Source organism: Actinokineospora iranica (assembly GCF_900101685.1).
GTDB lineage: Bacteria > Actinomycetota > Actinomycetes > Mycobacteriales > Pseudonocardiaceae > Actinokineospora > Actinokineospora iranica.
This window is the reverse complement of sequence record NZ_FMZZ01000001.1, coordinates 458,172-481,565: the sequence shown is the minus strand read 5'-3', so window position 1 is coordinate 481,565 and position 23,394 is coordinate 458,172. Positions and strand designations below refer to the sequence as shown.

Below are 23,394 nucleotides of genomic sequence, written 5' to 3'. Positions count from 1 at the left end.
CTTAGCGCAGGGCGCCCGCCGGGCGGATCTCCCAGACCGTCCACAGCGGGCGGTAGCCCTGCCGCGCCCAGAACACCGGGGAAAGCGGGTTCGGCGGGTTGTAATAGAGGAACGAGCCCGCCGCGCCCACCAGTTCCGCGTGCACGACGTCCATCAGCGCCCGGCCGACGCCGGTGCCACGCGCCGATGGCGTCACCGACAGGCAGTTCACATAGCCCCAGCGGCCGTGCCGCACCCGGGTCTCTGCCCACGACCCGGGCGTCGAGTCGGTGTGCCAGCCCTCCGCGTGGCCGACGACCTCGCCGCCGCGCTCGGCCAGCCACACCGGGTCGCCCTGCTCCACATGCCGCAGCAGCGCCTCGCGCTTGATCTCCGCCGCCCCCGCCCGCAGGATCGCGCCGCCGACCCGCGAGGAGTACTCGACCTCGGCCATCGCCGAGGCCACCAGCGCGTCCAGGTCCGCGGGCCCCGCCGTCCGGACCTCGACGCCCGCCGAGCGGAACGGCCGCTCGGCCGGGCGGGGTGGCCGCACCGCCAGCACCGACAGCGGGACCATGCCGTGCGCCAGCAGCGCAGCGGTGGCCTCGGTGTCCCGGCTGGGCCAGTGGACCACGCAGGATGAGTCCCGGCCGGGAAAGACCCTGGCCAGCACCGTGGGCCAGCGGCGCAGCAGCGCGTCCATGCCCGCGCCGCCCACGGCGCCGAGCAGCGGGTGCAGTTCCCACACCTCCGTCGCCGACCACAGCGTCTGCGGGGTCCCCGGCGCCAGCGCCGTGCGGGTGAGCACGCCCGCGACCCGGCCGCCGTCGGGGAGGTCGGCGGCCAGCAGGTCGCCGGGCGGGGGCTCGACCGCGGCGGGCAGCAGCGGGTCGAGCCCGGCGAACCGGGCCGTCTGCGCGCGCAGCAGCCCGGCGGTCACCGGCGGCAGCGGAAGATCGCGGTTCCGGGGAACAGCGCGCCGCGCAACGGGCTCCACTGGCCCCACTCCTGGGTGTGCCCCTCCGGCCACTCGGGCTCGACCAGGTCGAACAGGTCGAAGCCCGCCGCGCTCAGCGCCCGCACGTAGTCGCCCAGCGTGCGGTGGTGCTCGACGTAGGTCGGCGTGCCCGCCGCGTCCACCTCCACATACGGGGTCCGGTCGAAATAGGACGAGGACACGCGCAGCCCGTCGGGGCCCGGGTCGTCCGGGAAAATCCACCGCATCGGGTGAGTGACGGCGAATGTCCACGTGCCGCCCGGCCGCAGCACCCGCGCCACCTCCCGGAACACCGCGCCGACGTCGGCCACGAACGGCACCGCGCCGAATGCCGAGCAGGCCAGGTCGAACGACTCGGCCGCGAACGGCAGCCGCTCGGCGTTGGCCCGCACCAGCGGCACGGCCACCCCGGTCGCCTGGTTGGCCGCCGCCGCGTAGCGCAGCATCCCGGTCGACAGGTCGAGCCCGACCACCCGCGCGCCGCGCTCGGCCAGCCACCGCGCGCACGGCGCCGACCCGCAGCCGACCTCCAGGATCTCGCGGCCCGCGACGTCGCCGAGCAGACCGGCCTCCGCTTCCCGCAGCCGCTCCGGGCACCACACGAAGTCGCTCACGCCGAGGAAGTCGCCGTGCTCGGCGTGGTAGTCGTCCGCGTCGGCGTCCCACCAGGCGATATTCGCCGCGACGGACTCCCGCGACCCCACCTCGACCCGCGCCACGGCCGTGGTTCCGAGAATCTTCTCCGCGCTGGTGCTGCTCGACACGCCGTCATCCTGTCAGCCGAACCGCCGCGGCGGCAGCGGGAGGTACCCCCGGGTTTGCCCGGTTCTCGCGGGGCCGCGTAGGATACATCCGCGCAGTGGTATCGCGCCGACCTGGGTTTCTGACCGCTGGGAATCGCCACAGGTCGCGCGGCGTTGGCGGTGTCTGGGTTTCCTGTTCTTCTGGGTGTCCGTCGGCGAGAAGATTCTGCCGCGCCCAGAACTGGATAAGCCCAACGACCCCAATCCGTACCGGAGCCACCTACCTAATGTCCACCGACACCACCATTGTCCCGGCTGCGTCCGCGCCGAAGCAGCAGGTCGCCATCAACGACATCGGGACGGAGGAGGAGTTCTTCGCCGCGATCGACGCGACGATCAAGTACTTCAACGACGGCGACATCGTTGAGGGCACGATCGTCAAGGTCGACCGGGACGAGGTCCTGCTCGACATCGGCTACAAGACCGAGGGCGTCATCCCCTCGCGCGAGTTGTCGATCAAGCATGATGTCGACCCCGCCGATGTCGTCAAGGTCGGCGACGAGGTCGAGGCCCTCGTTCTCCAGAAGGAGGACAAGGAGGGCCGCCTGATCCTGTCCAAGAAGCGCGCTCAGTACGAGCGGGCCTGGGGCACGATCGAGGCGCTCAAGGAGTCGGACGAGCCGGTCAAGGGCACGGTCATCGAGGTCGTCAAGGGCGGTCTCATCCTCGACATCGGTCTGCGTGGCTTCCTCCCCGCGTCCCTCGTGGAGATGCGCCGCGTGCGCGACCTGCAGCCGTACGTGGGCCGCGAGCTCGAGGCGAAGATCATCGAGCTGGACAAGAACCGCAACAACGTGGTGCTTTCCCGGCGCGCGTGGCTGGAGCAGACCCAGTCCGAGGTCCGCAGCGAGTTCCTCAACCAGCTCCAGAAGGGGCAGGTCCGCAAGGGCGTCGTGTCCTCGATCGTCAACTTCGGCGCCTTCGTCGACCTTGGCGGCGTGGACGGCCTCGTGCACGTCTCCGAGCTGTCCTGGAAGCACATCGACCACCCGTCCGAGGTTGTCGAGGTCGGCCAGGAGGTCACCGTCGAGGTCCTCGACGTCGACATGGAGCGCGAGCGCGTGTCGCTCTCGCTCAAGGCGACGCAGGAAGACCCGTGGCGCCAGTTCGCCCGCACCCACGCGATCGGCCAGATCGTGCCGGGCAAGGTCACCAAGCTGGTTCCGTTCGGCGCGTTCGTCCGGGTGGACGAGGGCATCGAGGGCCTGGTCCACATCTCCGAGCTGGCCGAGCGCCACGTGGAGATCCCGGAGCAGGTCGTGCAGGTCGGCAACGACGTCATGGTCAAGGTCATCGACATCGACCTGGAGCGTCGCCGGATCTCGCTGTCGCTGAAGCAGGCCAACGAGGGCTTCACCCCCGACACCGAGTTCGACCCGACCCAGTACGGCATGGCCGCCGAGTACGACGCCGAGGGGAACTACATCTACCCCGAGGGCTTCGACCCGGACACCCAGGAGTGGCAGGACGGCTTCGAGAAGCAGCGCGAGGAGTGGGAGCGCCAGTACGCCGAGGCGCACACCCGCTACGAGCAGCACATGAAGCAGATCGTCAAGGCCGCGGAGGCGGACGCCGCCGCCGAGGCCGAGGGCGCTGTCCCGGGTGCGACCACCGGTGCCGGTGGCGAGCAGAGCTACTCCTCCGCCGGAGCCGAGAAGCCCGCCCAGAGCGGCGGCACCCTCGCCAGCGACGAGCAGCTTGCCGCGCTCCGCGAGAAGCTGTCGGGCGGCGTGTGAGCTAGCCCCAGCGAGAACATCCGAAGGCCCCGCACTCCGGTGCGGGGCCTTCGGCCTGTCCAGGGCTCGGTTCCGGGGACAGGTGTTTCCTCGACGGCTTGATGGGGACGCAGGTCGTCGCGCACGGCAAAAACCATGGCGGTGTCTCGCCGGGTCAGCACACACCAACGCTGGGCGTGTCCCGTCGACACAACCCAGTAAGAGTCGCCTGCTTCGCGCTTACCGCGCGGCGATAGCCGGAAAGTGCGCTGTGGTCAGCCCGCGGTGGCGACGCGGCGCACCGTCGGAGCCCACGCGCGTTCTGCCGCGGCAGCGGCGGCGCGCCTGCGCAGGCCCGCCAGGCTGTGCCGGGCGGGCACCAGGATGGCGGACCACCAGGTTCGGCGGTACTCGGCGAGCGCGTCGGCCACCGGCCGATGCTCGATGCAGTGCACCAGGCCCGGCGAACCGAGCCGGTGCCTTCCCTGGTGCCGAATGTCGTGCATCGATTCCTCCGCTTGGGTGGTTGGCTGGCGACACCGTAGCCACTAAAGGCGAGAAAGCCGCGGAACGTCGCGGCGTGTCATCACCCACAAGAGGTAACTGTTCGGTCGCGATCGGACGATGGCTGGAAGAATGCCGATCATGTTGCGCATCGGCCTCACGGGCGGGATCGGCTCGGGAAAGTCCACAGTGGCCACACGGCTGGCCGAGCACGGCGCATTGGTCATCGACGCCGACCTGATCGCCCGCCAAGTCGTGGAACCCGGGACCGAGGGGCTGGCCGAACTCGTCGAGGCGTTCGGGGTGGGCATCCTCGCCGACCGGGCGCTTGACCGGGCCAAGCTCGCCGCGATCGCCTTCTCCGACGAGGCTTCGCGGCTGCGGCTCAACTCGATCGTGCACCCGCGAGTCGCCGCGCGGACCGCGGAACTGCTGGCCGAGGCGCCCGAGGACGCGGTGGTGGTGCACGACGTGCCGCTGCTGGTGGAGAACAAGATGGCCGCGCTGTATCACCTGGTGATCGTGGTCGACGCGCCCGTCGAGACCCGGGTCCACCGGCTGGTGCACTCCCGCGGGCTGTCCGAGGAAGACGCCCGCGCCCGGATCGCCGCGCAGGCCACCGACGAGCAGCGCCGCGCCGCGGCCGATGTCTGGCTGGACAACAGCGGTCCGCGCGACCAGGTGCAGGCCGCGGTCGACAAGCTGTGGGCCGACCGGCTCGTCCGGTTCGAGTCCAACGTCCGCCTGCACCGGCACTGCGACCGCGGCGCCCCCCGCATCGTCGCGCCCGACCCGGCTTGGCCCGCGCAGGCCGAGCGGATCCTCGCCCGACTGCGGCTGGTCACCGGCGACAAGGCGCTGCGCATCGACCATGTCGGCTCGACGGCGGTCCCGTGGCTGGCCGCGAAGGACGTCCTCGACTTCCAGATCGTGGTCCCGACCCTGGACTTCTCCCTCGACGGACCACTCGCCGCCGCCGGTTTCCCGCACCTGCCCGGTTTCGACGAGGACGCCCCGCATCCGCCGGACATCAAGCCGTACCTCAAGCGCACCCACGTCAGCGCCGACCCGGGGCGGTGGGCCAACGTCCACATCCGCAGGCAGGACTCGCCGTTCGCCCGGCTCACCCTGCTGTTCCGGGACTGGCTGCGCGGCGACTCGGTCGCCCGGCAGGAGTACGAGCGGGTCAAGCGCGGGCTCGCGGGCGACTTCGCGAACATCCCCGAGTACGGCACGGCCAAGGAACCGTGGTTCGCGGGCGCCGTCCCGCGCGCCGAGCAGTGGGCGGCGGGAACCGGCTGGCGGCTCTAGTCCTATCTAGTAGGGCGGCCAGACCTCGAAGATGTGCTTGAAGGCCAGCCACGACGACAGGTCGTGCCGGAACCGGCTGAGTTCTTCGAGGGTCTGGTGCACCGTGCACAGCGCGAGGTCCGCGTCGCCGACGCGCAGCACCTGGCCCGCGACGGCGGCGGCGAACTCCTCCGACCGCACGATCCGCGCGGCGGCCCCACCGGGCGCGGCCAGCCCGAGCAACAGGTCGGTCGTGCGCCAGTACCGCCCGTCCCGCATCACCCTGGCGGCGCTGAGCACGCTCGGGCCGCCCCTGGCGTGCCGCGAGCGCGGCTTCTGCTGGGTGAGCCGCAGGTTGAGGTGCGGCAACAGCCAGGTGACCTCGGTGTCGTAGAACGGGTCCTCCGGCGTGGGGCACTCCATGCGGAGACCCCAGCGCTCGACCTGGCAAACGCGGAGCGACCGGGTCATCCCGGAGGAGAAGCTGCGTACCGCTGTGACCGTGTCGACGATGTCGACCAGCTGCGGCGTAATGGCCGTGCCCACCGGGCTGAGGGTAGTCGCGGACGTGCTCTCAGTGATCATCAGGACCGATTCGTTATGTCACGAATCGTCACCGCCAAGATATCTTTCAGGTGAATTTACTCACCTTGGCGAGACCTGCGGTTGAGTTGATCCCGCACATTCCGCTAACGAATCCGCCACGGCGCGGGGATTCCGAGGCCCGCCAGCCACCGGTCGACGTCGTAGGCGGCGCGCGCGATCCCGTCGACGGCGTGGTGCGCGCGCTCCATCGCCCGCTGCGTCGTGGCGAGGTCGATCAGCCCGGCGCGGAACGCGGCCAGCAACTCGTCGGAGTCCTCGACCCACAGGTCGCGGCCGGTGCGCACGAGCACGTCGAGGTAGAGGTCCACGGTGCGCCACACCGGGCCGCCGGTCACGTCCACGACGTCGACGTAGAAGTCGTGGCCGAGGTCGACGCCCGGCCGCCCGCGCCACTTGGACACCCGCAGTCCCGGCTCGGGCAGCAGCAGCGACTCGAAGTAGGCGATCCGCTGGTGGCCCTTGACCGGCCGGGCCATGTAGAGCCCGTGCTCGGTCTCCCGGTACCGGTCGACCTTGCGCACGTATCCCTTCGGGTCGGTGTTGGTCATCGCGGCGACGTCGAACACCTCCACCTTGGGTGGGTGCACCTCGTGGTGCGCGTCGTCGCGGCGGGCGATCGGGACGGGTACCGGGAAGTTCGCGGCCATGCCGACATCGTGCCCACTCACCCCGACATCAGCCCAGCCTTTGTGGCGTGTTTTCGTCAACTGAACGGGTGAATCCCGCTAGGCTCCGGCGCCGACCCGGCGCGCCTGCCGTGGCCGGTTGTCCGGTCCTTCTGGACAGTCGCGGTCGGACACCACGGCCAGGACGGGCAGGCGCGTTGTCCCCACGGCCGCGGATGTGTGACTGCTGAGATGTTCGGAATACTTCGTCCCTGCCGCCACCGCCTGCGCGCCGACCTGGCGACGACCTGGCTGGCGCACCTGTGTGGGCTGTGCCTGGCGCTGCGCGACGACCACGGTCAGTTCGCCAGGACGGTGACCAACTACGACGGCCTGGCGATCTCGGCCCTGGTCGAGGCCCAGACCCCGGTCGCGGACCGGCGGATGGCGGGACCGTGCGCCCTGCGCGGGCTGCGGTCGGCCTCGGTCGCCGACGGCGCTGGCGCGCGCCTGGCCGCCGCGGTCTCGCTGGTGCTGGCCTCGGCCAAGGTGGGCGACCACGTCGAGGACCGCGACGGCGTCCTCGGCAGGCGCCCGGTCGCGGGGGCGGCCCGGCGGGTCGCCACCCGGTGGGCCCGCCAGGGCGCGGCGTCCGGCGACCGGGTCGGCTTCGCCACCGCCGTGCTGCTCGACGCCGTCGGCAGGCAGGGCGAGGTGGAGGCCGCGGTCCGGACCGGGATGTCGGTGCTCACCGCGACCGAGCCGACCGAGACGGCGACCGCGGCCGCGTTCGCCCACACGGCCACGCTCGCTGGACTGCCCGGCAACGAGGCCCCGCTGCGCGAGGCGGGGCGGCTGTTCGGTCGGGTCGCGCACCTGCTGGACGCGGTCGAGGACCTGGCCGAGGACGCCGCGACCGGCGCGTGGAACCCGCTGGCGGCCACCAGGACGTCGCTGGCCGAGGCCCGGCGGCTCTGCGACGACGCGGTCATGGGCGTGCGGCTGGCGCTGTCCGAGGCGAGGTTCCACGACGGCGCGCTGGTCCACGCGCTCCTGGTCCACGAGCTGGGCGCGGCGGTGCACCGCACTTTCCGGGCGCACGGTGGCCACCAGACTCCGCCGCCGGGCTGGCAGCGGCCAGCGCCGCCGCACCCGCCGGGGAGCCAGCCGACCCAGCCCCCTCCGCACGGTTACCCGCAGCCCGGTTACCCGCCCCACCAGGGACCGGGCTACCCGCCGCCCGGATATCCGCCGCCGGGGAACCAGCCGCCGGGTTACCAGTCACCCGGTAATCAGCCGCCTGGACCGCCACCTCCGCCGCACGACCACGGCGGGCGCGGCGGCGGTGGGCCGCACAAACCGTCCGGCTGCCTGTGCTACCGCTGGCCCAAGCTCGAAACGCCGCCCAAGAAGCGCAACATCATCCTCGGCTGCTTCGCGTGCCTCTACGAGTGCGGCACCTGCCAGGTGTGCTGCCGCGACCCGTACCCGGGCGCGTGGAGCGGGAAACCGCGCAGCTCATGGGACTGCGACTGCGGCGACTGCGGCTGCTGTGACTGCGGCTGCTGACCGCGCCCCCGGCCCGGTCGGAATTGTCGGTGGGCGGGCGTAGCCTCGTTTCGTGGCCTTCCCGACCGAGCACCCAGTACTGGCGCACTCCGAGCACCGACCCGTCAGCGACATCCCGCGCGCGGACGGGAAGTTCCGCATGGTCGCGGACTACCAGCCCGCGGGCGACCAGCCCGCCGCGATCGACGAGCTGGAGAAGCGCATTCGCGGGGGCGAGCAGGACGTCGTGCTGCTCGGCGCCACCGGCACGGGCAAGTCGGCGACCACGGCCTGGCTGATCGAGCGCGTGCAGCGCCCGACGCTGGTCATGGCGCCGAACAAGACGCTGGCCGCGCAGCTCGCCAACGAGCTGCGGGACTTCTTCCCGGACAACGCGGTCGAGTACTTCGTCAGCTACTACGACTACTACCAGCCCGAGGCGTACATCCCGCAGACGGACACCTACATCGAGAAGGACTCCTCGATCAACGACGACGTCGAGCGGCTGCGGCACTCGGCGACGATGAGCCTGCTGTCGCGGCGGGACGTGATCGTGGTGGCCTCGGTGTCGTGCATCTACGGTCTCGGCACGCCGCAGTCCTACCTCGACCGCTCGGTGGGGCTCAAGGTCGGCGGAGAGGTCGAGCGCGACCTGTTCCTGCGCGCGCTGGTCGACGTGCAGTACACCCGCAACGACATCGCGTTCGCCCGCGGCACTTTCCGGGTGCGCGGCGACACGGTGGAGATCATCCCGGCGTACGAGGAGCTGGCCATCCGGGTCGAGTTCTTCGGCGACGAGATCGACAAGCTGTACTACCTGCACCCGCTGACCGGCGAGATCGTCCGCGAGTGCGACGAGCTGCGCATCTTCCCGGCCACCCACTACGTCGCGGGCCCCGAGCGGATGGAACGCGCGATCGCGGGCATCGAGGCCGAGCTGGAAGAGCGGCTGGCCACCCTGGAGCGGCAGGGCAAGCTGCTGGAGGCGCAGCGGCTGCGGATGCGCACCAGCTACGACATCGAGATGATGCGCCAGGTCGGGTTCTGCTCGGGCATCGAGAACTACTCCCGGCACATCGACGGCCGCGGCGCGGGCACAGCGCCCGCCACCCTGATCGACTACTTCCCGGACGACTTCCTGCTGGTCATCGATGAGTCGCACGTGACGGTGCCGCAGATCGGCGGCATGTACGAGGGCGACATGTCCCGCAAGCGCAACCTGGTCGAGCACGGGTTCCGGCTGCCCAGCGCCGTCGACAACCGGCCGCTTACCTGGGAGGAGTTCACCCAGCGCATCGGGCAGACGGTGTACCTGTCGGCGACGCCCGGCCCGTACGAGATGGGCCAGGCGGGCGGCGAGTTCGTGGAGCAGGTCATCCGCCCGACCGGCCTGATCGACCCGGAGGTCGTCATCAAGCCGACCGAGGGCCAGATCGACGACCTGGTCCACGAGATCCGGGTGCGCGCGGAGAAGGACGAGCGGGTCCTGGTCACCACGCTGACCAAGAAGATGGCCGAGGACCTGACCGACTACCTGCTGGAGTTGGGCATCCGCGTCCGCTACCTGCACTCCGAGGTCGACACCCTGCGCCGCGTGGAACTCCTGCGCCAGCTTCGGCTCGGCGAGTTCGACGTGCTGATCGGCATCAACCTGCTGCGCGAAGGCCTCGACCTGCCCGAGGTGTCCCTGGTGGCCATCCTCGACGCGGACAAGGAAGGCTTCCTGCGCAGCGGCACCTCCCTGATCCAGACCATCGGCCGCGCCGCCCGCAACGTCTCCGGCCAGGTCCACATGTACGCCGACAAGATCACCGACTCGATGCGGCACGCCATCGATGAGACCAACCGCAGGCGCGCCAAGCAGATCGCCTACAACACCGAACGCGGCCTGGACCCCCAGCCGCTGCGCAAGAAGATCGCCGACATCCTCGATCGCGTGTTCACCGAGGCCGAGGACGACAACGCCCCCGTCCCCGTCGGCGGCTCCGGCCGCAACACCTCCCGCGGCAAACGCGCCGCGGGGGAGCCGGGCAACGCCCGCAGCGCGGGCATCGTCGGCGACAAGGACGTCAAGTCCATGCCCCGCGCCGAACTGGCCGACCTGGTCCAGCAGTTGACCGACCAGATGATGAACGCCGCCCGCGACCTCCAGTTCGAACTCGCCGCCCGCCTCCGCGACGAGATCCACGACCTCAAACGCGAACTCCGCGGCATGGACGCCGCGGGCATCCGCTGACCACCGAGCCCCCGGTTTGAAGCAGGCGGCGGCGCTTCGGGGGCCGCGAAGCCCCGGCCGCGGTGATCGCTCGGGCACACGCGGGCGATGCCGGTCATCCATGCCCGACCGGCCCATGCGGCCTTGTGTCGGTGATCCGCCGGGAGCCGGGTCTCCCTCAGGGCCGAGGGCCGCTCAGCCGTGCCCTGATCGAGTCGCGTCAGGCGCGGTGACCATGGTCGCGCGCCGCACCTGGACGCGGATGCTAATTCTATCCACGTAGAATTATTTCGTCAAACACCGGCGAACAGGGCCGTGACCGTGCCAACCTGAGATCAGGCCGGGCGCCCGCGAGCGGGTGGAAAGCAGGGGCCCAGGTAATACGAGATCGGTACAACCAGTGAGGGGTTGACATGCCGGGGTTCGAGGTTCAGCTTGAGCAGTTGCGGCGTGCAGGCAGGCACATCGCGGCCGCGGCGGAGAAGGCGGACACCGCGACGACCGGGGCGGGCGAGGCGGAAGTGCCCGCCGGGGAGCCCCGGCTCGGGTTCTTCGATGTGGGGGACTGGATCACCGGCGGCGGCCCGGCGCACGCGTTCGGGGACAACCTGGGGTTCGACGGCATCGCGTGGGCCTACCAGCAGCACGTCAGCGCTGTGCGCGACCAGTTGAGGCGGTTGCGCGAAAGCGCGACCGCGACGAGTGACGCGCTCGCCGCGGTGGTCAAGACCTATGAGAGCGCCGACCTCCGAGACGACTGACGGGCAGGACCCAAGTGGGACTATTCGACGACTTTCTGGCCGCCCAGGAGCGGGAGGCGTTGCTGGAGGGCATCCACGACGACCTGATCGAGCCCGCGAACCGAGCTCTCGACGCGTGCGACTACCTCCTGTACGCGACCATGCCCACCGTGGGGGTATTCGGGGAATTGCTCGATGAGCGCAAGCCCCGGGTCGCCGCGGTGTTCCGGCTCTTCTCGGAGACCGACATCGGCGGGCTGCAAGACCTCATCGACCAACTGGACCGGACCTGGCGGGAACTCGACCAAGGCACCCGGGTCGAGTTGGAAGAGGCGCAGCGGCTGCTCACCGACTGGAACGGGTCCGCGGCAGAGGAGACGAAGTACTATCTCGCTCGGTTGACCGAGGCGTTCGACCTCAGCGTGACCAACATCAGCGAGGTGGAGGGTGGCGTCGTCGCGGCACGGGAACTGATCGCGACCGCCCGCAACGACCTGACAACCCTGGCCGAGTCCTTCCACGACGCGGCCAAGCAGTACCACGAGAGCCAGAACCCGCCGGACGACAACCTCTTCGGCCGGGTGCTTGTCGCCGCGTTCGCCGGAGCCATCACCGGGTTGCTCACCGCCGGGGTCGGGGTCGGGGTCGCCGGAGCCGCCACGATCTCCTACGGCGCCGCCGCGGCGTCCTCGGCGGCGGGGGCGGCGATCACCACGGGACTGGAGGCGTCGATCACCGGCTCGGTCTCGGGCGACGACCCGCTGGCGATTCTGGAGTCGTTCCTGACCGAGGCGGACAAGCTCAAGTCCGGCACTCGCGACGCCGCCGACGAGCTCACCAGGGAGATCCAGCGCTACAGCGCCTCGCTGCCGGTGATCCCCGCGCCGCCGGATGTCAGCCCCGGCCCCACGTTCGACCCCGACCTGTTTCGCACCGACAACCTCACCGCGGGTCTGGAGGAATCGGTGCGTCGCGCCCAAGTGGACATTCCGCGGCGGGAAATCGTTGGCACCCAAGATGGTCAAGCCCAGCCGGGTGGTTCGGGGACGGTCGCCGATCGTCTCGATGGCGGCCCCGCCGAACCAACCGACGATCCCGATGAGGTCAACAGCCCTGACAGCGACAGCCCTGACAACGACAGCGCGGCGGCCGACAAGGCCGAGCAGCCGGAGGTGGTCGGCTGATCCAGGGCGACCCGGGGTCGCCTCAGGCCGAGCGCCAGGCAGCGAGATGGGCGTGCGTCTCGCGCAGAGCGTCGTGCGAAGAACGGTAAGCGGCGTAGAGGGAATCCAGGCGGTCGGCGTCGGGGGAGGGGTGGAACACGCGGTCGGCGGTGACTGTCGCCGCTGCTGCCGCCTCGACATCGGGGTAGATCCCGGCGGCGACCGCCCCCAGGAGGGCCGCGCCCAGGGCAGCGCTGTCGCGCACGCGCAGCCGTCCGACGGGGCGGCGCAGGATGTCCGCGTGGATCTGGGTCCACAGGTCGCTTCTGGCGCCGCCGCCGGAGAAAGCGACCGACGGCAGCGGCACACCGCACGCCCGTTCCACGCCCTCCAGGACGTGCCGGGCGGACATGGCCACGCCGGTGAGGACCGCGCGGGACAGGTCCGCCCGGGTCGTCGCCGTGTCGAGGCCGAGAAAGCTGCCGCGAACGTCGGGGTCCCATAGCGGCGCCCGTTCACCCTGAAGGTGCGGGGTGAAGACGACACCCGGCGCGCCCTCGGCCGCCGAGGCGAACACGTCGGTGACGCTCAGGCCCGTCACGCGGCTCCACCAGCGCACGGCATCGCCCGCCGCCTGGGTCGGTCCCGCGTGGACAGTGAGCCCGTCGCGGGGTGGGAAGCTGACAATTCCCGGCTCCCGGGCGGATTCCCGCGACGCGCCCGCCACGACGAGCGAGGTCCCGCAGGACACCATGGCCCGGCCCGGCTCGGTCGTGCGGGTGCCGAAGACCGCGCCGAACGCGTCCATCGTTCCCACGACCACAACCGCGGGAGCGAGTCCGAGCCCCGCGGCCTGACCCAGCGGCGCCTCCGGTTCCCTGATCTCCGGCAGTCTCTCCGCCAGCCCGTCCACGAGCCGGACGGCTTCGGGGAGATAGCCCGACGCCCCGGCCACCCGCACCCCCGACAGCCGGTCCGTCGCGATTCGCCCGGTCAGCTTCGCCGCGACGAAGTCCTTCGGGCTCAGCACCCACCTGGCGCGCGCCCACAGATCCGGTTCCATTCGGGCGAACCAGGCCGCCCGCGCCCCGACGAACGAGGCGTCGAGGACGATCGGGCCGCCCCAGATCCGGGTCTTCTCCTCGGCGGTGAACCGGGCGTCGAGGTCGCGGGCGAGGTCGGCGCAGCGCTGGTCCTGCCAGATGATCGCGGGTGCCAGCGGTGCCAGCTGCTCGTCCACGAAGACGTGGGTGTTCACCTGGCTCACGATCCCGACCGACCGCACCGCCCCCGGCGCCTGCCCGGCGAGGACCGCCCGGACGCCTGCGGCGCAGCCGTGCCACCAGTCCATCGGGTCCTGCTCCGCCCAGCCCGGCCGCGGGCGGCTGATCGGGTAGTCGGTCGAATGGGCGGCGACCGGACGTCCGTCCACAGTGAACACCGCGACCTTGACCGCCGTCGTCCCGACATCGATGCCCAGCAGCAGGGGGGAAGCCGTCACGGGTAACACCTATCAGGTGCGCGCGTGCGGTGTGAGCGGGTCCAGTGCGGCGATGGCGCCACCGGAGGTCACGGGACCGCCGGGGCCAGCCCGCCGGTGGTCGCGTCGCCGTGGACGAGGGCGCGGATGCTCGGGGTGACGACCGCGCCGACGATCGCGGCGACCACGAGCGCGGCCAGCCCGGTCAGCGTGGCCGCTGCGCCGAAGTGGGCGGCGAGCGGGCCGACCGCGATCTCGCCGAGCGGGATCGCGACGAACGAGCCCACCGCGTCGTAGGAGTACACCCGGGCCAACCGGTCCTGCGGCACGTTCTCCTGCAGCGACACGTCCCAGGCGATGCTGAACTGCTCCACGGCCATCCCGCCGACGAACATGGCCGCCAGCAGCGGGATGACCATCGGGGCGTGCGCGAGCACGAGCAGCGGCACCGCCTCGACCGCGATCAGCGCCGTGCCGAACAGCAGCGCGCGCCGGGGCTGCCACCGGCTCGCCACCATCCCGCCCACCAGGGCGCCGACGGTCTGCGCGCCGAGCACGAATCCCCAGGCGAGCCGCCCGATGGTGGCGTCGGCGATGGCCGGGCCGAGCACCTGGACGGCGCCGATCACCGCGGCGTTGACCACCATGAGCGCCACCACGACCGACCAGACCCAGGTGCGCGCGGTGAACTCGGCCCAGCCCACCCGCAGGTCGTGCCACGGCCGCGTCGGCTCGCTCTCGGCGACCTCCGGGGCCTTCACCCGCGCGTAGAAGAACGACGCGGCCAGGAACACCGCGGCCGTGCCCAGGATCGCCCAGCCCGGCCCGGCCAGCGCGGCCACCATGCCGCCGACCGACGCGCCCGCGATCATGGCGGTGTTGACGCCCATCCGCACGACCGCGTTGGCCTGCCGGATCATCCCCTCGGGCACGGTCTGCGGTGTCAGCGCCGACGCCGCGGGCAGCGACGCCGCGGACACGGCGCCGTTGACCACGCTCAGCACCACCAGCAGCCACACCGAGGCGAAGCCCAGCAGGACCGCGAGCCCGGTGAGCGCCTGCGACACCGCGGCTGCCAGGCTCGCGCCCTGCAGGATCACCCCGCGCGGCAGCCGGTCGGCCAGCACGCCGCCCATGAGCAGCAGCACCACGTTCGCGATGGACCGCGCGCCGACCACCAGGCCCAGCGCCACGACCGACCCGGTGAGGTCGAGCACCGCGAACGCGAGCGCCACCGGGGCCACCGCGTTGCCGATGTAGGTGGTTGTCCGGCCGATGGCCAGCCGCCGGAACATCGGCTCGCGCAGCGGCGCGAACATCCCCACCGTCGTCATCGGCGCCCGGTTCTCCTCACTCCGTGGTGTGCGTGTCTCCCGTTGCCTGCGTCGGGATGTCCATCTGGACCATCGAGATCGTGGTGCTCACCCGGACGGTCCCGGGCGTGCGCGGCGGCCGGGCCGCGTCCCGCAGCTGGTGGCTCAGGTCGCGGCCGCGGGCCACCAGGTCCTGCCAGACCTGCGGGTCGACCCACAGTTCCGCGTCGGTGAGCGCGGCCTCCGCGCCCGGCGCGGCACGCCTGCCGGGCACCGAGTCGTCCCCGGGGCCGCGCGGCGCGGCGACCGCGGGCGGGTAGTGCCGGTAGCGCTTGGCGAGTCCACCGCGGATGGGAACCTCCTCGACGATCTCGACCAGTCCCGCGTCGGCGAGCTTGCGCAGGTGGTAGCTGATGTTGGGCTGGCTGTCCTTGAGTTCCCTCGCCACTTCCGCCGCGCTCATGGCGCGGTCGCCGACCAGGCCCAGAATGCGCATCCGCAGCGGGTGCGCGAGCGCGCGCATCCCATGCAAAGTATTGCGTGAATCCCCCATGTCCATGATCCGAGTCTCTGAATCGGACCCGACCGTGTCAAATGACTATTGCGCGGTCACGGCGGAGTCGCCGGAATCGACCGCGTGGCGCGCGTCGAGGAAGCGGGCGATGTGCGCGGTCAGCCGCGCGGGCCGCAGGCGCAGCTCCACCGGGCTCTCCGCCTCGACGAACTCGGCGTCGACCAGTTCGCCCGCGAGCATGTGCGCGTCGCCGAACGGGTGGATGGGGTCGCGGCGGTGGCCGATGACCAGGCCGGGCACCTCGATCGCGGTCCGCAGCGACTTCGGCGGCGCGATCCGGCCGAAGAAGATGCCGTGCACCGCGGCCGCCATCGCGGCGGGCTCCTGGCGCAGGGTCTCGGCGACGACGTCGACCCACTGGTTGCCGCGCGGCACCCGGCCCGCCGCCCAGGCCACCGCGCGCACGGCCGAGGGCAGGAAGCGGGCGGTGAACAGCAGCGGGGTGAAGGCGAGCAGGCCCGCCACGATCGCGTTGTCCAGCACCGGCATCTCCACGACCATGCCGCGCAGCCGCCGCGGGGCGGCGACGGCGACCTCCAGGGTCACGTTCGCGCCGAGCGAGGTCCCGCCGACGACCGCGCGCTCCACGCCGAGGTGGTCGAGCAGGGCGACGACCTGCTCGGCCCAGATGCTCATCGAGTACCGCCAGGACTCGACCGGGCGGTCGGACTCGCCGTGGCCGAGCAGGTCGAGGGTGACCACCCGGTATCCGGCCGCGGCCAGCGAGCGGGCCAGCGGCGCGTGCATCCGCCGGGTCATCAGCTGGCCGTGGGTGAGGACGAGCAGGCGGTCGCCGCCGCCGAAGTCGGTGTAGCGCAGCGTGTGGCCCTCGAAGGTGAACGAGCCGGGGCGCTCCTGCGTCATGCTCGCGAGATTACCCGCGGCCACGCTTGGGAATCACGACGAGCGGTGCCTGCGCCGCCCGCTCGCCTCGGTCTGCTGGCCCGCCGGTTCAGCGGTGTCCTCCGCCGGTTCCTCGGCCGCGGCGCTCGCGCTCATCTCGCGCAAGAGCTCGTCGAAGATCGGCGTGGACATCACGCTCTGGCTTGCCATCCGGGGACTCCCATCGCTTCCGGGCTCAACGGTTCGGAACCTACCGCCCGCCACCGTCAAGCCAGCCCAACTTGGGCGCACACGTTCGGGGGAAACACCGTGTGCGGCGGTGACAGCTCGGGTAAAGGTCAGTGCTGACAAGATGTTACCGGTGGGTAATACTAGGCGAATGACCGAGAACCTGGTGTCCATGAAAGTCGACGTGGCCGACCACGTTGCGGAGGTGACACTGCTGGGGCCGGGCAAGGGCAACGCCATGGGCCCGGACTTCTGGCGCGAGCTTCCGGACGTGTTCAAGCGGATCGACGCCGACCCCGAGGCCCGGGCCGTCGTGCTCACCGGCGGCGGCGCGCACTTCTCCTATGGCCTCGACCTGCCCGCCATGATGCCCGAGTGGGGCGGGCTGCTCGGCGCCGACTCCCTCGCGGGCCCGCGTACCCGCTTCCTCGACGATATCCGCCGGATGCAGGACGGGATCACCGCGGTCGCCGCGTGCCGCAAGCCGGTGATCGCCGCGGTCAGCGGCTGGTGCATCGGCGGCGGGGTCGACCTGATCACCGCAGCGGACGTCCGGCTGGCAGGCGCGGACGCGAAGTTCAGCGTCCGCGAGGTCAAAGTCGCCATCGTGGCCGACATGGGCAGCCTGCAGCGGCTCGTCGGCATCGTCGGCGAGGGCCACCTGCGCGAACTCGCCCTGACCGGCAAGGACATCGACGCCGAGCGCGCCCTGCGCATCGGCCTGGTCAACGGCGTTTACCCGGACCAGGCGGCCCTGGTCGACGCGGCGCGCGCCATGGCGGCCGAGATCGCCGCGAACCCGCCGCTGGTCGTGCAGGGCACCAAGGACGTGCTCAACCTCGAACGCGAGCGCCGCGTCGCCGACGGGCTGCGCTATGTCTCGACCTGGAACGCCGCGTTCCTGCCCAGCCGCGACCTCGGTGAAGCCGTCGGCGCGTTCCTGGAGCGCAGGCCGCCGAAGTTCAAGGGGGAGTAGCGGCTGATTGGAACCCGCGTCGGTGGGCAATCCCCGGGTTGTACCCGAGTGGAAGGAACCGACATGGCAGTGCTCACCGACCGGAAGGTGGCGTTCCTGGTCGCCCCGGAGGGCATCGAGCAGGTGGAGCTGACCGAGCCGTGGAAGGCGATCCAGGAGGCAGGCGGCACGCCCGAGCTGGTGTCCACCGGTCCGGGGACCGTCCAGGCGTTCAACCACCTCGACAAGGCCGACACCTTCCCCGTGGACAGGACCGCGGCCGACGTCACCGCGGACGACTACGACGCGCTCGTGCTGCCCGGCGGCGTGGCGAACCCGGACTTCCTGCGCTCGGACTCCGACGCGGTCGCCTTCGCCAAGTCCTTCTTCGACACCGGCAAGCCCGTCGCCGCGATCTGCCACGCGCCGTGGACGCTGGTCGAGGCGGGCGTCCTGCGCGGCAGGCGGGTCACCTCGTGGCCGAGCCTGCGGACCGATCTGCGCAACGCGGGCGCGGAGTGGGTGGACGAGCAGGTCGTGGTGGACACCTCGGCGGACGCCCCGCTGGTCACCAGCCGCAAACCCGACGACCTGCCCGCGTTCTGCGCGACGATGGTGGAGACCTTCGCCGCGGAAAAAGTCGCTCCGTAACACCGTTTCGACAGGAGTGTGACAGCCGTGTGGCCCCCGCCGCCGCTGTGTGAACAGTGGTTGTCCACCGGTCAAGATTGGGCCAAAGGGGCTAACGCGACCGGCTTCAAGGCCGACACTGTTGTCGAGAGGGGATCACGAGATGAGCGACGACAACACCTGCCTGAGACCACTGTCCGCCCGGACGCTGCCCCGGCCGCACCTGCTTCCGACCGTGCCGTGCAGCGTGGTGTGGAGCGGCGGACACGCTTTCGTCCTGGAGCACACCGGGGGCGGCGCCCGCTGGGTCGGGCTCGACGCGTTCGGCAGGCCGTGCTCGATGAGCCCGGCCGCCCTCGAGCGCCAGGGCTGGTCGCGGCACCGCGACGACTGAGCCATAACCTTCCCCGCATGGCCGAAGCCGCGCGGGACCTGAGCCCACCACCGGATCGCATTTGGACGATCCCGAATCTGCTCAGCGTCCTGCGCCTCGCGGGCGTGCCGGTGTTCCTCTACCTGCTGCTCGGCCCTCGGGCCGACGGCTGGGCCATCGCCGTGCTGGGGTTCAGCGGGCTCACCGACTGGCTCGACGGCAAGATCGCCCGCTGGCTCAACCAGGCGAGCAGGCTCGGCGCCCTGCTCGACCCGGCCGCCGACCGGCTCTACACACTGGCCACGATCGTGGCGTTCGTGCTGCGCGACATCGTCCCGTGGTGGGTCGCGGCCGTCCTGGTCGGCCGCGACCTGCTGGTCGGCGCGTGCGTCCTGGTGCTGCGCCGCAACGGGTTCGCCCCGCCGGAGGTCACCTACATCGGCAAGGCCGCGACGTTCAACCTCATGTACGCCTTCCCGCTGCTGCTGCTCGCCCAGGGCGGCTCCGCGTTCGCGACCGCGGCGCGGCCGGTGGCCTACGCGTTCGCCCTCTGGGGCGTCCTGCTGTTCCTGTGGTCCGGGCTGCTCTACGTCGTGCAGACGCGGGCGGCCTTGCTGCGGCGGAACCAGGCGACCGCCGTTTAAGCTCTGCCCACCGCATCGGACACGTCCTCGAGAGGCGACCAGGTGATTCCCGAAGAACTCCGCTACACCGACGAACACGAATGGGTGGCGACCAAAACCGACGTCCTGGTGCGCGTCGGGATCACCGACTACGCCCAGCAGCAGTTGGGCGACGTGGTCTTCGTGCAGCTTCCCGAGGTCGGCGAGCGGATCGAGCAGGGCGGCCCGGCCGGGGAGGTCGAGTCGACCAAGAGCGTGTCGGAGATCTTCGCCCCGGTCGGCGGCGAGGTCACGGCCGTGAACGACGCCGTGGTCAACCAGCCGGAGCTGCTCAACGAGGACCCCTACGGCGAGGGCTGGCTGTTCGAGATCACCGTGGACGAGCCGGACGCCGTCGACGCGCTGCTCGACGCGGACGCCTATCAGGCGCTCACCGAGCCGTGAGACGATCTTGGCTCGGCACGCGCGGCCAAGGTGGGACCACCATCCCGGCTCCTGATCGCGCACGGTACGTTGGCACTGTTCAACGCAATTGACCAGCAGGAGGAGAGCTCAGGTGAGCACGAACGACGGGCCCGGCGTCCCGCCGGAGCAGTCTCCGGAGCGGACTTCGGTCTTCCGGGCCGACTTCCTCACCGAGGCTGAGGGCCGCGAGGCGGCTCCGGCCCCGGAGCCCGCGGTCGCGGGAGTCGACGCACTTCCGGCCGGATCGGCCCTGCTGGTGGTCAAGCGTGGCCCCAACGCGGGCTCGCGCTTCCTGCTGGACCGCGACACGACCAGCGCGGGTCGGCACCCCGACAGCGACATTTTCCTCGACGACGTCACCGTCTCCCGGCGGCACGCGGAGTTCCGCCGCGAGGGCGGGGAGTTTGTGGTGATCGACGTGGGCAGCCTCAACGGGACCTACGTCAACCGGGAGCCGGTCGACCAGGCCGTGCTCGCGGGCGGCGACGAGGTGCAGATCGGCAAGTTCCGCCTGGTGTTCCTCACCGGCCCCGGCGCGGGGGCCTAGGGATCACCGTGACGGCGGCCGGGCGGCCCGCGCGTGAGGGACTGAGTATCGGCGCGGTGCTGTCGCACCTGCGGCCGGACTTCCCGGACGTGACCATCTCCAAGATTCGCTTTCTGGAATCGGAGGGGCTGGTCAGCCCGGACCGCACGCCGTCGGGATACCGGCGGTTCACCGAGGCGGATGTGGCGCGGCTGCGCTTCGTGCTCGCGGCGCAGCGCGACCACTACCTGCCGTTGAAGGTGATCAGGGAGCAGTTGGCCCGGGCCGACAGCGGCGCTCCGGCGCCCCGGCTCGCGTCGGTGCCGGAGCCGGTCGCCGCTCCGGAGACCTTCGCGATGGCCGAGCGGGCCGCTGTGCGGCTGTCGCGGGACGAGTTGATGGCCCAGGCGGGCATCGACGCGCCCGCGCTGCTCGGCCTGGAGCAGTACGGCCTGGTCAAGGCCGATGCCGAGGGCCGCTTCCACGCGGACGCCGCGCCCATCGCCCGGACCGTGGCCGCCCTGGCCGAGTACGGCATCGAGCCCCGGCACCTGCGCGCGTTCCGCGCGTCGGCCGACCGCGAGGTCGGTCTGCTGGAACAGGTCGTCGCGCCGATGTATCTGCAACGCGATCCGGCGGCACGCGCCCGCGTCGACGAGATCGCCCACGATCTCGCGGCGTTGTCGGTGACCCTGCACTCGCTGTTGGTGAAAGCGAGCCTGCGCAGGGTGACGGGGAAATAGAATCCGCCCCATCGCGTTGCTCATTGTGATCTGATCAGCGTGGAATAGTCAGGCGTGGGGTCCGGATGGCGGGTAGCGTCGAAGCAGGCGATGAGCGATCCTCGATAGGACGGGACGCCGATGCCCCAGCGAGCGGAGGGAGGCGAGCCCGATGAGCGAGATGCGCGTCGTGGGTGTGCGGGTGGAGTTGCCCGCCAACCAGCCGATCTTGTTGCTGCGTGAGACCGAAGGAGAGCGGTACCTGCCGATCTGGATCGGATCGGTCGAGGCCACCGCGATCGCCCTCGAGCAGCAGGGGGTGCGGCCCGCGCGGCCGCTGACCCACGACCTGCTCAAGGACGTGATCGGCGCACTGGGCCGGGAGCTTGAACAGGTCAGAATCACCGACCTGCGCGAGGGCACCTTCTTCGCCGAACTGGTCTTCGACGGCGATGTGCGGGTCTCCGCGCGCCCCAGTGACTCGGTCGCGCTGGCGCTGCGGATCGGCGTGCCGATCCACGCGGAGGACTCGGTCCTGCAGGAGGCCGGGCTGATCATCCCGGACGAGCAGGAGGACGAGGTCGAGAAGTTCCGGGAGTTCCTGGACTCGGTCTCGCCGGAGGACTTTCGCGGCGCGGACACCTGAGTCACGCCGAGCGCGCCCGGCCGAGCCATCGGCCCGGGTTCGGCGCGCGAGTGCGACGCGCTCCCGCGCGTCGCGTTGACCTCCCCGCGCGCCCGTCTTACCGTCAGGGACGAGCGAATCGCGTCGGTGTGGTTCGGTTGCCGCACACACCGGCCGGTTTGCCCGGCCGACGGTTCCACAGCGGAACGGGCGGTCTCGTTCGCCGGTCATCGGTGGCCGGTCGAGGGGAGGCAGGCGTGTTCGAGGAAAGTCCCGTCGGGGCTGACGCCGGAGAGCAGGGCGAGCTGTTCCCGGACGCCTCACTGCCGGACGAGCTCGTCGGCTACCGGGGGCCCGCCGCGTGCCAGATAGCCGGGATCACTTACCGGCAGCTGGACTACTGGGCCCGCACCGGCTTGGTCGTCCCGACCGTGCGCAGCGCGCACGGCTCCGGATCGCAACGGCTGTACTCGTTCAAGGACGTCCTGGTCCTCAAAGTCGTCAAGCGCCTGCTCGACACGGGCGTGTCGCTGCAGAACATCCGCGTCGCCGTCGAGCACCTGCGCCGCAGGGGCGTGCGCGACCTGGCCAGGATCACGCTGTTCAGCGACGGCACGACGGTTTACGAGTGCACGTCGCCGGAGGAGGTCGTCGACCTGCTCCAAGGCGGCCAGGGGGTGTTCGGCATCGCCGTCAGCGGCGCCATCCGCGAGATCAGCGGGACCATTCACGATTTCCCCGCCGAGCGCGCGGACGGCTTGGAGATCGAGCAGCCGACCGAGGACGAGCTCACCCAGCGCCGCAAGGCCCGCAACGCGGGCTGACGACTAGGTCCGCCCTGGTTCGGGCAGGGTGTACGGGGTCGTCGTGGTGACCTGGGTGAATCCGACGCGTTCAAGGATCGGTCGGCTGGTCGGCAGGGCGTCCACCTGGAGGTAGCGCGCGCCACGAGCCTGGGCGCGGCGCGCGCGGTGGCTTACCAGCGCCCGGTAGACGCCTTTTCCGCGCCACTGGGGAATCGTGCCGCCGCCCCACAGGCCCGCGAAGTCGGTGCCCGGGTAGTACTCGGTGCGGGCCGCGCTTACCGGCGTGCCGTCAGCGGCCACGGCCAGCACGACGTCCATCGATCCGGTCGTGAGCGCGTCGCGCATCCGCGCCCCCAGCCAGGCGAAGTCCCCGCCGAACGACATCTCGTGCACCCGGACAGCGGCGGCGATTCCGTCCTCGTCGGACACCGCGACCAACGTGACGCCCGGGGGCGGCGCGAAGTCGGGCACCGCGGCCGCCTCCGCGACCATCACCGCCTCGTCGGGACCGGGTGCCAAGCCCGCCGCGACCAGCCGCCTCGGGAGGTCGGCGGGACGGTCGTGGTGGTAGTGCTTCCACTCGGCCGGACCGGCACTGGCCCGAAACCAGGCGACCACCTCGGCGATCACCTGGTCGGCGTGGGCGCTGTCCAGGTGATCACTGTCCAGGTGATCGCTGTCCAGGTCGGACCACAGCACCCCGGACCACCCGTGCGGTGTGCCCGCCACGTGCCGGGTCAGCCTGGCGGTGCGGACGACGGTCGTCCGGGCGTCCGCGGGCAGGTCGCGGCGCAGCTGCCGGTCGAGGGCGGCGAGCACGGTTTCCACGTTCAGCGGACTTTGTGTGGTCATGAACGCAGTCCACCGCGTGCCTGGACACGGGGGCAACCGAGATAGACTCGTCAGGTCGTCGCGAAACCCCACGCGGGAGAGTCCGAGCGGTCCACCGGCCGACTCGGCGCCGAAGGAGCAAATCCTCCCCGGAACCTCTCAGGCAAACGGACCGCGTGGTCGAGACGCCTCTGGAAAGCGAGTCTTCCGGCCACCGCCGGGCGACTCCGCCGAA

26 protein-coding genes and 1 riboswitch are annotated in these 23,394 nt (G+C 71.3%); of the genes, 15 read left to right on the top strand and 11 right to left on the bottom strand.

Features of this window, described 5'->3' with window-relative positions:
- Window position 1 precedes the first annotated feature (1 nt).
- The gene (locus BLS56_RS02220) at window positions 2-919 is read right to left on the bottom strand and encodes a GNAT family N-acetyltransferase (protein WP_091448729.1); all 918 of its coding nucleotides are present in this window, start codon (window positions 917-919) and stop codon (window positions 2-4) included.
- Window positions 916-1,740: a class I SAM-dependent methyltransferase gene (locus tag BLS56_RS02215; RefSeq protein ID WP_091447639.1), complete on the bottom strand. Its 825-nt coding sequence runs from the start codon at window positions 1,738-1,740 to the stop codon at window positions 916-918. Before BLS56_RS02215 ends, BLS56_RS02220 begins: the two co-directional genes overlap by 4 nt.
- 266 nt (window positions 1,741-2,006) lie before the next feature.
- On the opposite strand from BLS56_RS02215, the gene rpsA reads away from it, so the two are divergent.
- Window positions 2,007-3,515 (top strand): 30S ribosomal protein S1, encoded by a 1,509-nt coding sequence (gene rpsA, locus BLS56_RS02210; protein WP_091447636.1) that lies wholly within the window; start codon window positions 2,007-2,009, stop codon window positions 3,513-3,515.
- Between the two features lie 254 nt (window positions 3,516-3,769).
- Here rpsA and BLS56_RS02205 read toward each other — a convergent pair whose 3' ends face one another.
- Window positions 3,770-4,000, bottom strand: a complete 231-nt coding sequence (locus BLS56_RS02205) for a hypothetical protein (RefSeq protein WP_091447634.1) — start codon at window positions 3,998-4,000, stop codon at window positions 3,770-3,772.
- Window positions 4,001-4,139: 139 nt separating this feature from the next.
- Here BLS56_RS02205 and coaE point away from each other — a divergent pair, with 139 nt between their 5' ends.
- On the top strand, window positions 4,140-5,309 hold the full coding sequence (gene coaE / locus BLS56_RS02200) for a dephospho-CoA kinase (protein ID WP_091448727.1): 1,170 nt from the start codon (window positions 4,140-4,142) through the stop codon (window positions 5,307-5,309).
- Between the two features lie 6 nt (window positions 5,310-5,315).
- Here the strand turns inward: coaE and BLS56_RS02195 are convergent, their stop codons facing one another.
- Window positions 5,316-5,834, bottom strand: coding sequence for a hypothetical protein (locus BLS56_RS02195; RefSeq protein WP_091448724.1), 519 nt, complete (start codon window positions 5,832-5,834; stop codon window positions 5,316-5,318).
- A 143-nt stretch (window positions 5,835-5,977) separates the two neighbouring features.
- On the bottom strand, window positions 5,978-6,541 hold the full coding sequence (locus tag BLS56_RS02190) for a DUF402 domain-containing protein (protein WP_091447632.1): 564 nt from the start codon (window positions 6,539-6,541) through the stop codon (window positions 5,978-5,980).
- A gap of 210 nt (window positions 6,542-6,751) precedes the next feature.
- Between BLS56_RS02190 and BLS56_RS02185 the strand changes: the two genes are divergently transcribed.
- The 4 genes from BLS56_RS02185 (at window position 6,752) to BLS56_RS02170 (ending at window position 12,186) form a co-directional block, all read left to right on the top strand.
- A complete protein-coding gene (locus BLS56_RS02185; RefSeq protein ID WP_091447630.1) occupies window positions 6,752-8,068 on the top strand; it encodes a DUF5685 family protein in 1,317 nt (438 codons plus the stop codon).
- 52 nt (window positions 8,069-8,120) lie between these two features.
- Window positions 8,121-10,283, top strand: coding sequence for an excinuclease ABC subunit UvrB (gene uvrB, locus BLS56_RS02180; protein WP_091447627.1), 2,163 nt, complete (start codon window positions 8,121-8,123; stop codon window positions 10,281-10,283).
- A gap of 392 nt (window positions 10,284-10,675) precedes the next feature.
- Window positions 10,676-11,023, top strand: a complete 348-nt coding sequence (locus BLS56_RS02175) for a hypothetical protein (RefSeq protein ID WP_091447624.1) — start codon at window positions 10,676-10,678, stop codon at window positions 11,021-11,023.
- 14 nt (window positions 11,024-11,037) lie between these two features.
- On the top strand, window positions 11,038-12,186 hold the full coding sequence (locus BLS56_RS02170) for a hypothetical protein (RefSeq protein WP_091447620.1): 1,149 nt from the start codon (window positions 11,038-11,040) through the stop codon (window positions 12,184-12,186).
- Window positions 12,187-12,208: 22 nt separating this feature from the next.
- Here BLS56_RS02170 and BLS56_RS02165 read toward each other — a convergent pair whose 3' ends face one another.
- From BLS56_RS02165 to BLS56_RS31175, 5 genes are all read right to left on the bottom strand, one after another.
- Window positions 12,209-13,666: a xylulokinase gene (locus BLS56_RS02165; RefSeq protein WP_228771283.1), complete on the bottom strand. Its 1,458-nt coding sequence runs from the start codon at window positions 13,664-13,666 to the stop codon at window positions 12,209-12,211.
- Window positions 13,667-13,734: 68 nt separating this feature from the next.
- A complete protein-coding gene (locus BLS56_RS02160) occupies window positions 13,735-14,979 on the bottom strand; it encodes an MFS transporter (protein WP_091447617.1) in 1,245 nt (414 codons plus the stop codon).
- Window positions 14,980-14,995: 16 nt separating this feature from the next.
- Complete coding sequence (locus BLS56_RS02155) at window positions 14,996-15,481, bottom strand: ArsR/SmtB family transcription factor (RefSeq protein ID WP_228771282.1); 486 nt, start codon at window positions 15,479-15,481, stop codon at window positions 14,996-14,998.
- Between the two features lie 75 nt (window positions 15,482-15,556).
- Complete coding sequence (locus BLS56_RS02150; RefSeq protein WP_091447611.1) at window positions 15,557-16,396, bottom strand: alpha/beta fold hydrolase; 840 nt, start codon at window positions 16,394-16,396, stop codon at window positions 15,557-15,559.
- Between the two features lie 33 nt (window positions 16,397-16,429).
- Window positions 16,430-16,585: a hypothetical protein gene (locus tag BLS56_RS31175; RefSeq protein ID WP_175482617.1), complete on the bottom strand. Its 156-nt coding sequence runs from the start codon at window positions 16,583-16,585 to the stop codon at window positions 16,430-16,432.
- Between the two features lie 169 nt (window positions 16,586-16,754).
- Between BLS56_RS31175 and BLS56_RS02145 the strand changes: the two genes are divergently transcribed.
- From BLS56_RS02145 to BLS56_RS02105, 9 genes are all read left to right on the top strand, one after another.
- Entirely contained in the window at window positions 16,755-17,579 is an 825-nt protein-coding gene (locus tag BLS56_RS02145; protein ID WP_091447609.1) for a crotonase/enoyl-CoA hydratase family protein, read from the top strand.
- 63 nt (window positions 17,580-17,642) lie between these two features.
- Window positions 17,643-18,209, top strand: a complete 567-nt coding sequence (locus BLS56_RS02140; protein ID WP_091447606.1) for a type 1 glutamine amidotransferase domain-containing protein — start codon at window positions 17,643-17,645, stop codon at window positions 18,207-18,209.
- Window positions 18,210-18,351: 142 nt separating this feature from the next.
- On the top strand, window positions 18,352-18,582 hold the full coding sequence (locus BLS56_RS02135) for a hypothetical protein (RefSeq protein ID WP_228771281.1): 231 nt from the start codon (window positions 18,352-18,354) through the stop codon (window positions 18,580-18,582).
- A 17-nt stretch (window positions 18,583-18,599) separates the two neighbouring features.
- A complete protein-coding gene (locus BLS56_RS02130; protein ID WP_091447605.1) occupies window positions 18,600-19,205 on the top strand; it encodes a CDP-alcohol phosphatidyltransferase family protein in 606 nt (201 codons plus the stop codon).
- Between the two features lie 42 nt (window positions 19,206-19,247).
- Window positions 19,248-19,628: a glycine cleavage system protein GcvH gene (gene gcvH, locus BLS56_RS02125; protein WP_091447602.1), complete on the top strand. Its 381-nt coding sequence runs from the start codon at window positions 19,248-19,250 to the stop codon at window positions 19,626-19,628.
- Window positions 19,629-19,740: 112 nt separating this feature from the next.
- Complete coding sequence (gene garA / locus BLS56_RS02120; RefSeq protein ID WP_091447598.1) at window positions 19,741-20,196, top strand: glycogen accumulation regulator GarA; 456 nt, start codon at window positions 19,741-19,743, stop codon at window positions 20,194-20,196.
- Window positions 20,197-20,204: 8 nt separating this feature from the next.
- Window positions 20,205-20,918, top strand: a complete 714-nt coding sequence (gene ftsR / locus BLS56_RS02115; RefSeq protein ID WP_091447595.1) for a transcriptional regulator FtsR — start codon at window positions 20,205-20,207, stop codon at window positions 20,916-20,918.
- Between the two features lie 151 nt (window positions 20,919-21,069).
- A complete protein-coding gene (locus BLS56_RS02110; RefSeq protein WP_091447592.1) occupies window positions 21,070-21,543 on the top strand; it encodes a bifunctional nuclease family protein in 474 nt (157 codons plus the stop codon).
- A 236-nt stretch (window positions 21,544-21,779) separates the two neighbouring features.
- Complete coding sequence (locus BLS56_RS02105) at window positions 21,780-22,346, top strand: MerR family transcriptional regulator (protein WP_091447589.1); 567 nt, start codon at window positions 21,780-21,782, stop codon at window positions 22,344-22,346.
- A 3-nt stretch (window positions 22,347-22,349) separates the two neighbouring features.
- Here the strand turns inward: BLS56_RS02105 and BLS56_RS02100 are convergent, their stop codons facing one another.
- Window positions 22,350-23,180, bottom strand: coding sequence for a GNAT family N-acetyltransferase (locus BLS56_RS02100; protein ID WP_228771280.1), 831 nt, complete (start codon window positions 23,178-23,180; stop codon window positions 22,350-22,352).
- Window positions 23,181-23,243: 63 nt separating this feature from the next.
- Window positions 23,244-23,344: riboswitch (glycine riboswitch) on the top strand.
- Window positions 23,345-23,394: the final 50 nt, after the last annotated feature.

What these genes read in the sequence shown, in the direction of transcription:
- BLS56_RS02205 (WP_091447634.1), bottom strand. Translation starts at nt 4,000, where the DNA reads ATGCACGACATTCGGCACCAGGGAAGGCACCGGCTCGGTTCGCCGGGC.
- BLS56_RS02190 (WP_091447632.1), bottom strand. Translation starts at nt 6,541, where the DNA reads ATGGCCGCGAACTTCCCGGTACCCGTCCCGATCGCCCGCCGCGACGAC.
- BLS56_RS02145 (WP_091447609.1), top strand. Translation starts at nt 16,755, where the DNA reads ATGACCGAGAACCTGGTGTCCATGAAAGTCGACGTGGCCGACCACGTT.
- BLS56_RS02160 (WP_091447617.1), bottom strand. Translation starts at nt 14,979, where the DNA reads ATGACGACGGTGGGGATGTTCGCGCCGCTGCGCGAGCCGATGTTCCGG.
- BLS56_RS02155 (WP_228771282.1), bottom strand. Translation starts at nt 15,481, where the DNA reads ATGCGCGCGCTCGCGCACCCGCTGCGGATGCGCATTCTGGGCCTGGTC.
- BLS56_RS02130 (WP_091447605.1), top strand. Translation starts at nt 18,600, where the DNA reads ATGGCCGAAGCCGCGCGGGACCTGAGCCCACCACCGGATCGCATTTGG.
- rpsA (WP_091447636.1), top strand. Translation starts at nt 2,007, where the DNA reads ATGTCCACCGACACCACCATTGTCCCGGCTGCGTCCGCGCCGAAGCAG.
- BLS56_RS02150 (WP_091447611.1), bottom strand. Translation starts at nt 16,396, where the DNA reads ATGACGCAGGAGCGCCCCGGCTCGTTCACCTTCGAGGGCCACACGCTG.
- BLS56_RS31175 (WP_175482617.1), bottom strand. Translation starts at nt 16,585, where the DNA reads ATGGCAAGCCAGAGCGTGATGTCCACGCCGATCTTCGACGAGCTCTTG.
- BLS56_RS02100 (WP_228771280.1), bottom strand. Translation starts at nt 23,180, where the DNA reads ATGACCACACAAAGTCCGCTGAACGTGGAAACCGTGCTCGCCGCCCTC.
- BLS56_RS02185 (WP_091447630.1), top strand. Translation starts at nt 6,752, where the DNA reads ATGTTCGGAATACTTCGTCCCTGCCGCCACCGCCTGCGCGCCGACCTG.
- BLS56_RS02135 (WP_228771281.1), top strand. Translation starts at nt 18,352, where the DNA reads ATGAGCGACGACAACACCTGCCTGAGACCACTGTCCGCCCGGACGCTG.
- BLS56_RS02110 (WP_091447592.1), top strand. Translation starts at nt 21,070, where the DNA reads ATGAGCGAGATGCGCGTCGTGGGTGTGCGGGTGGAGTTGCCCGCCAAC.
- coaE (WP_091448727.1), top strand. Translation starts at nt 4,140, where the DNA reads ATGTTGCGCATCGGCCTCACGGGCGGGATCGGCTCGGGAAAGTCCACA.
- BLS56_RS02140 (WP_091447606.1), top strand. Translation starts at nt 17,643, where the DNA reads ATGGCAGTGCTCACCGACCGGAAGGTGGCGTTCCTGGTCGCCCCGGAG.
- BLS56_RS02175 (WP_091447624.1), top strand. Translation starts at nt 10,676, where the DNA reads ATGCCGGGGTTCGAGGTTCAGCTTGAGCAGTTGCGGCGTGCAGGCAGG.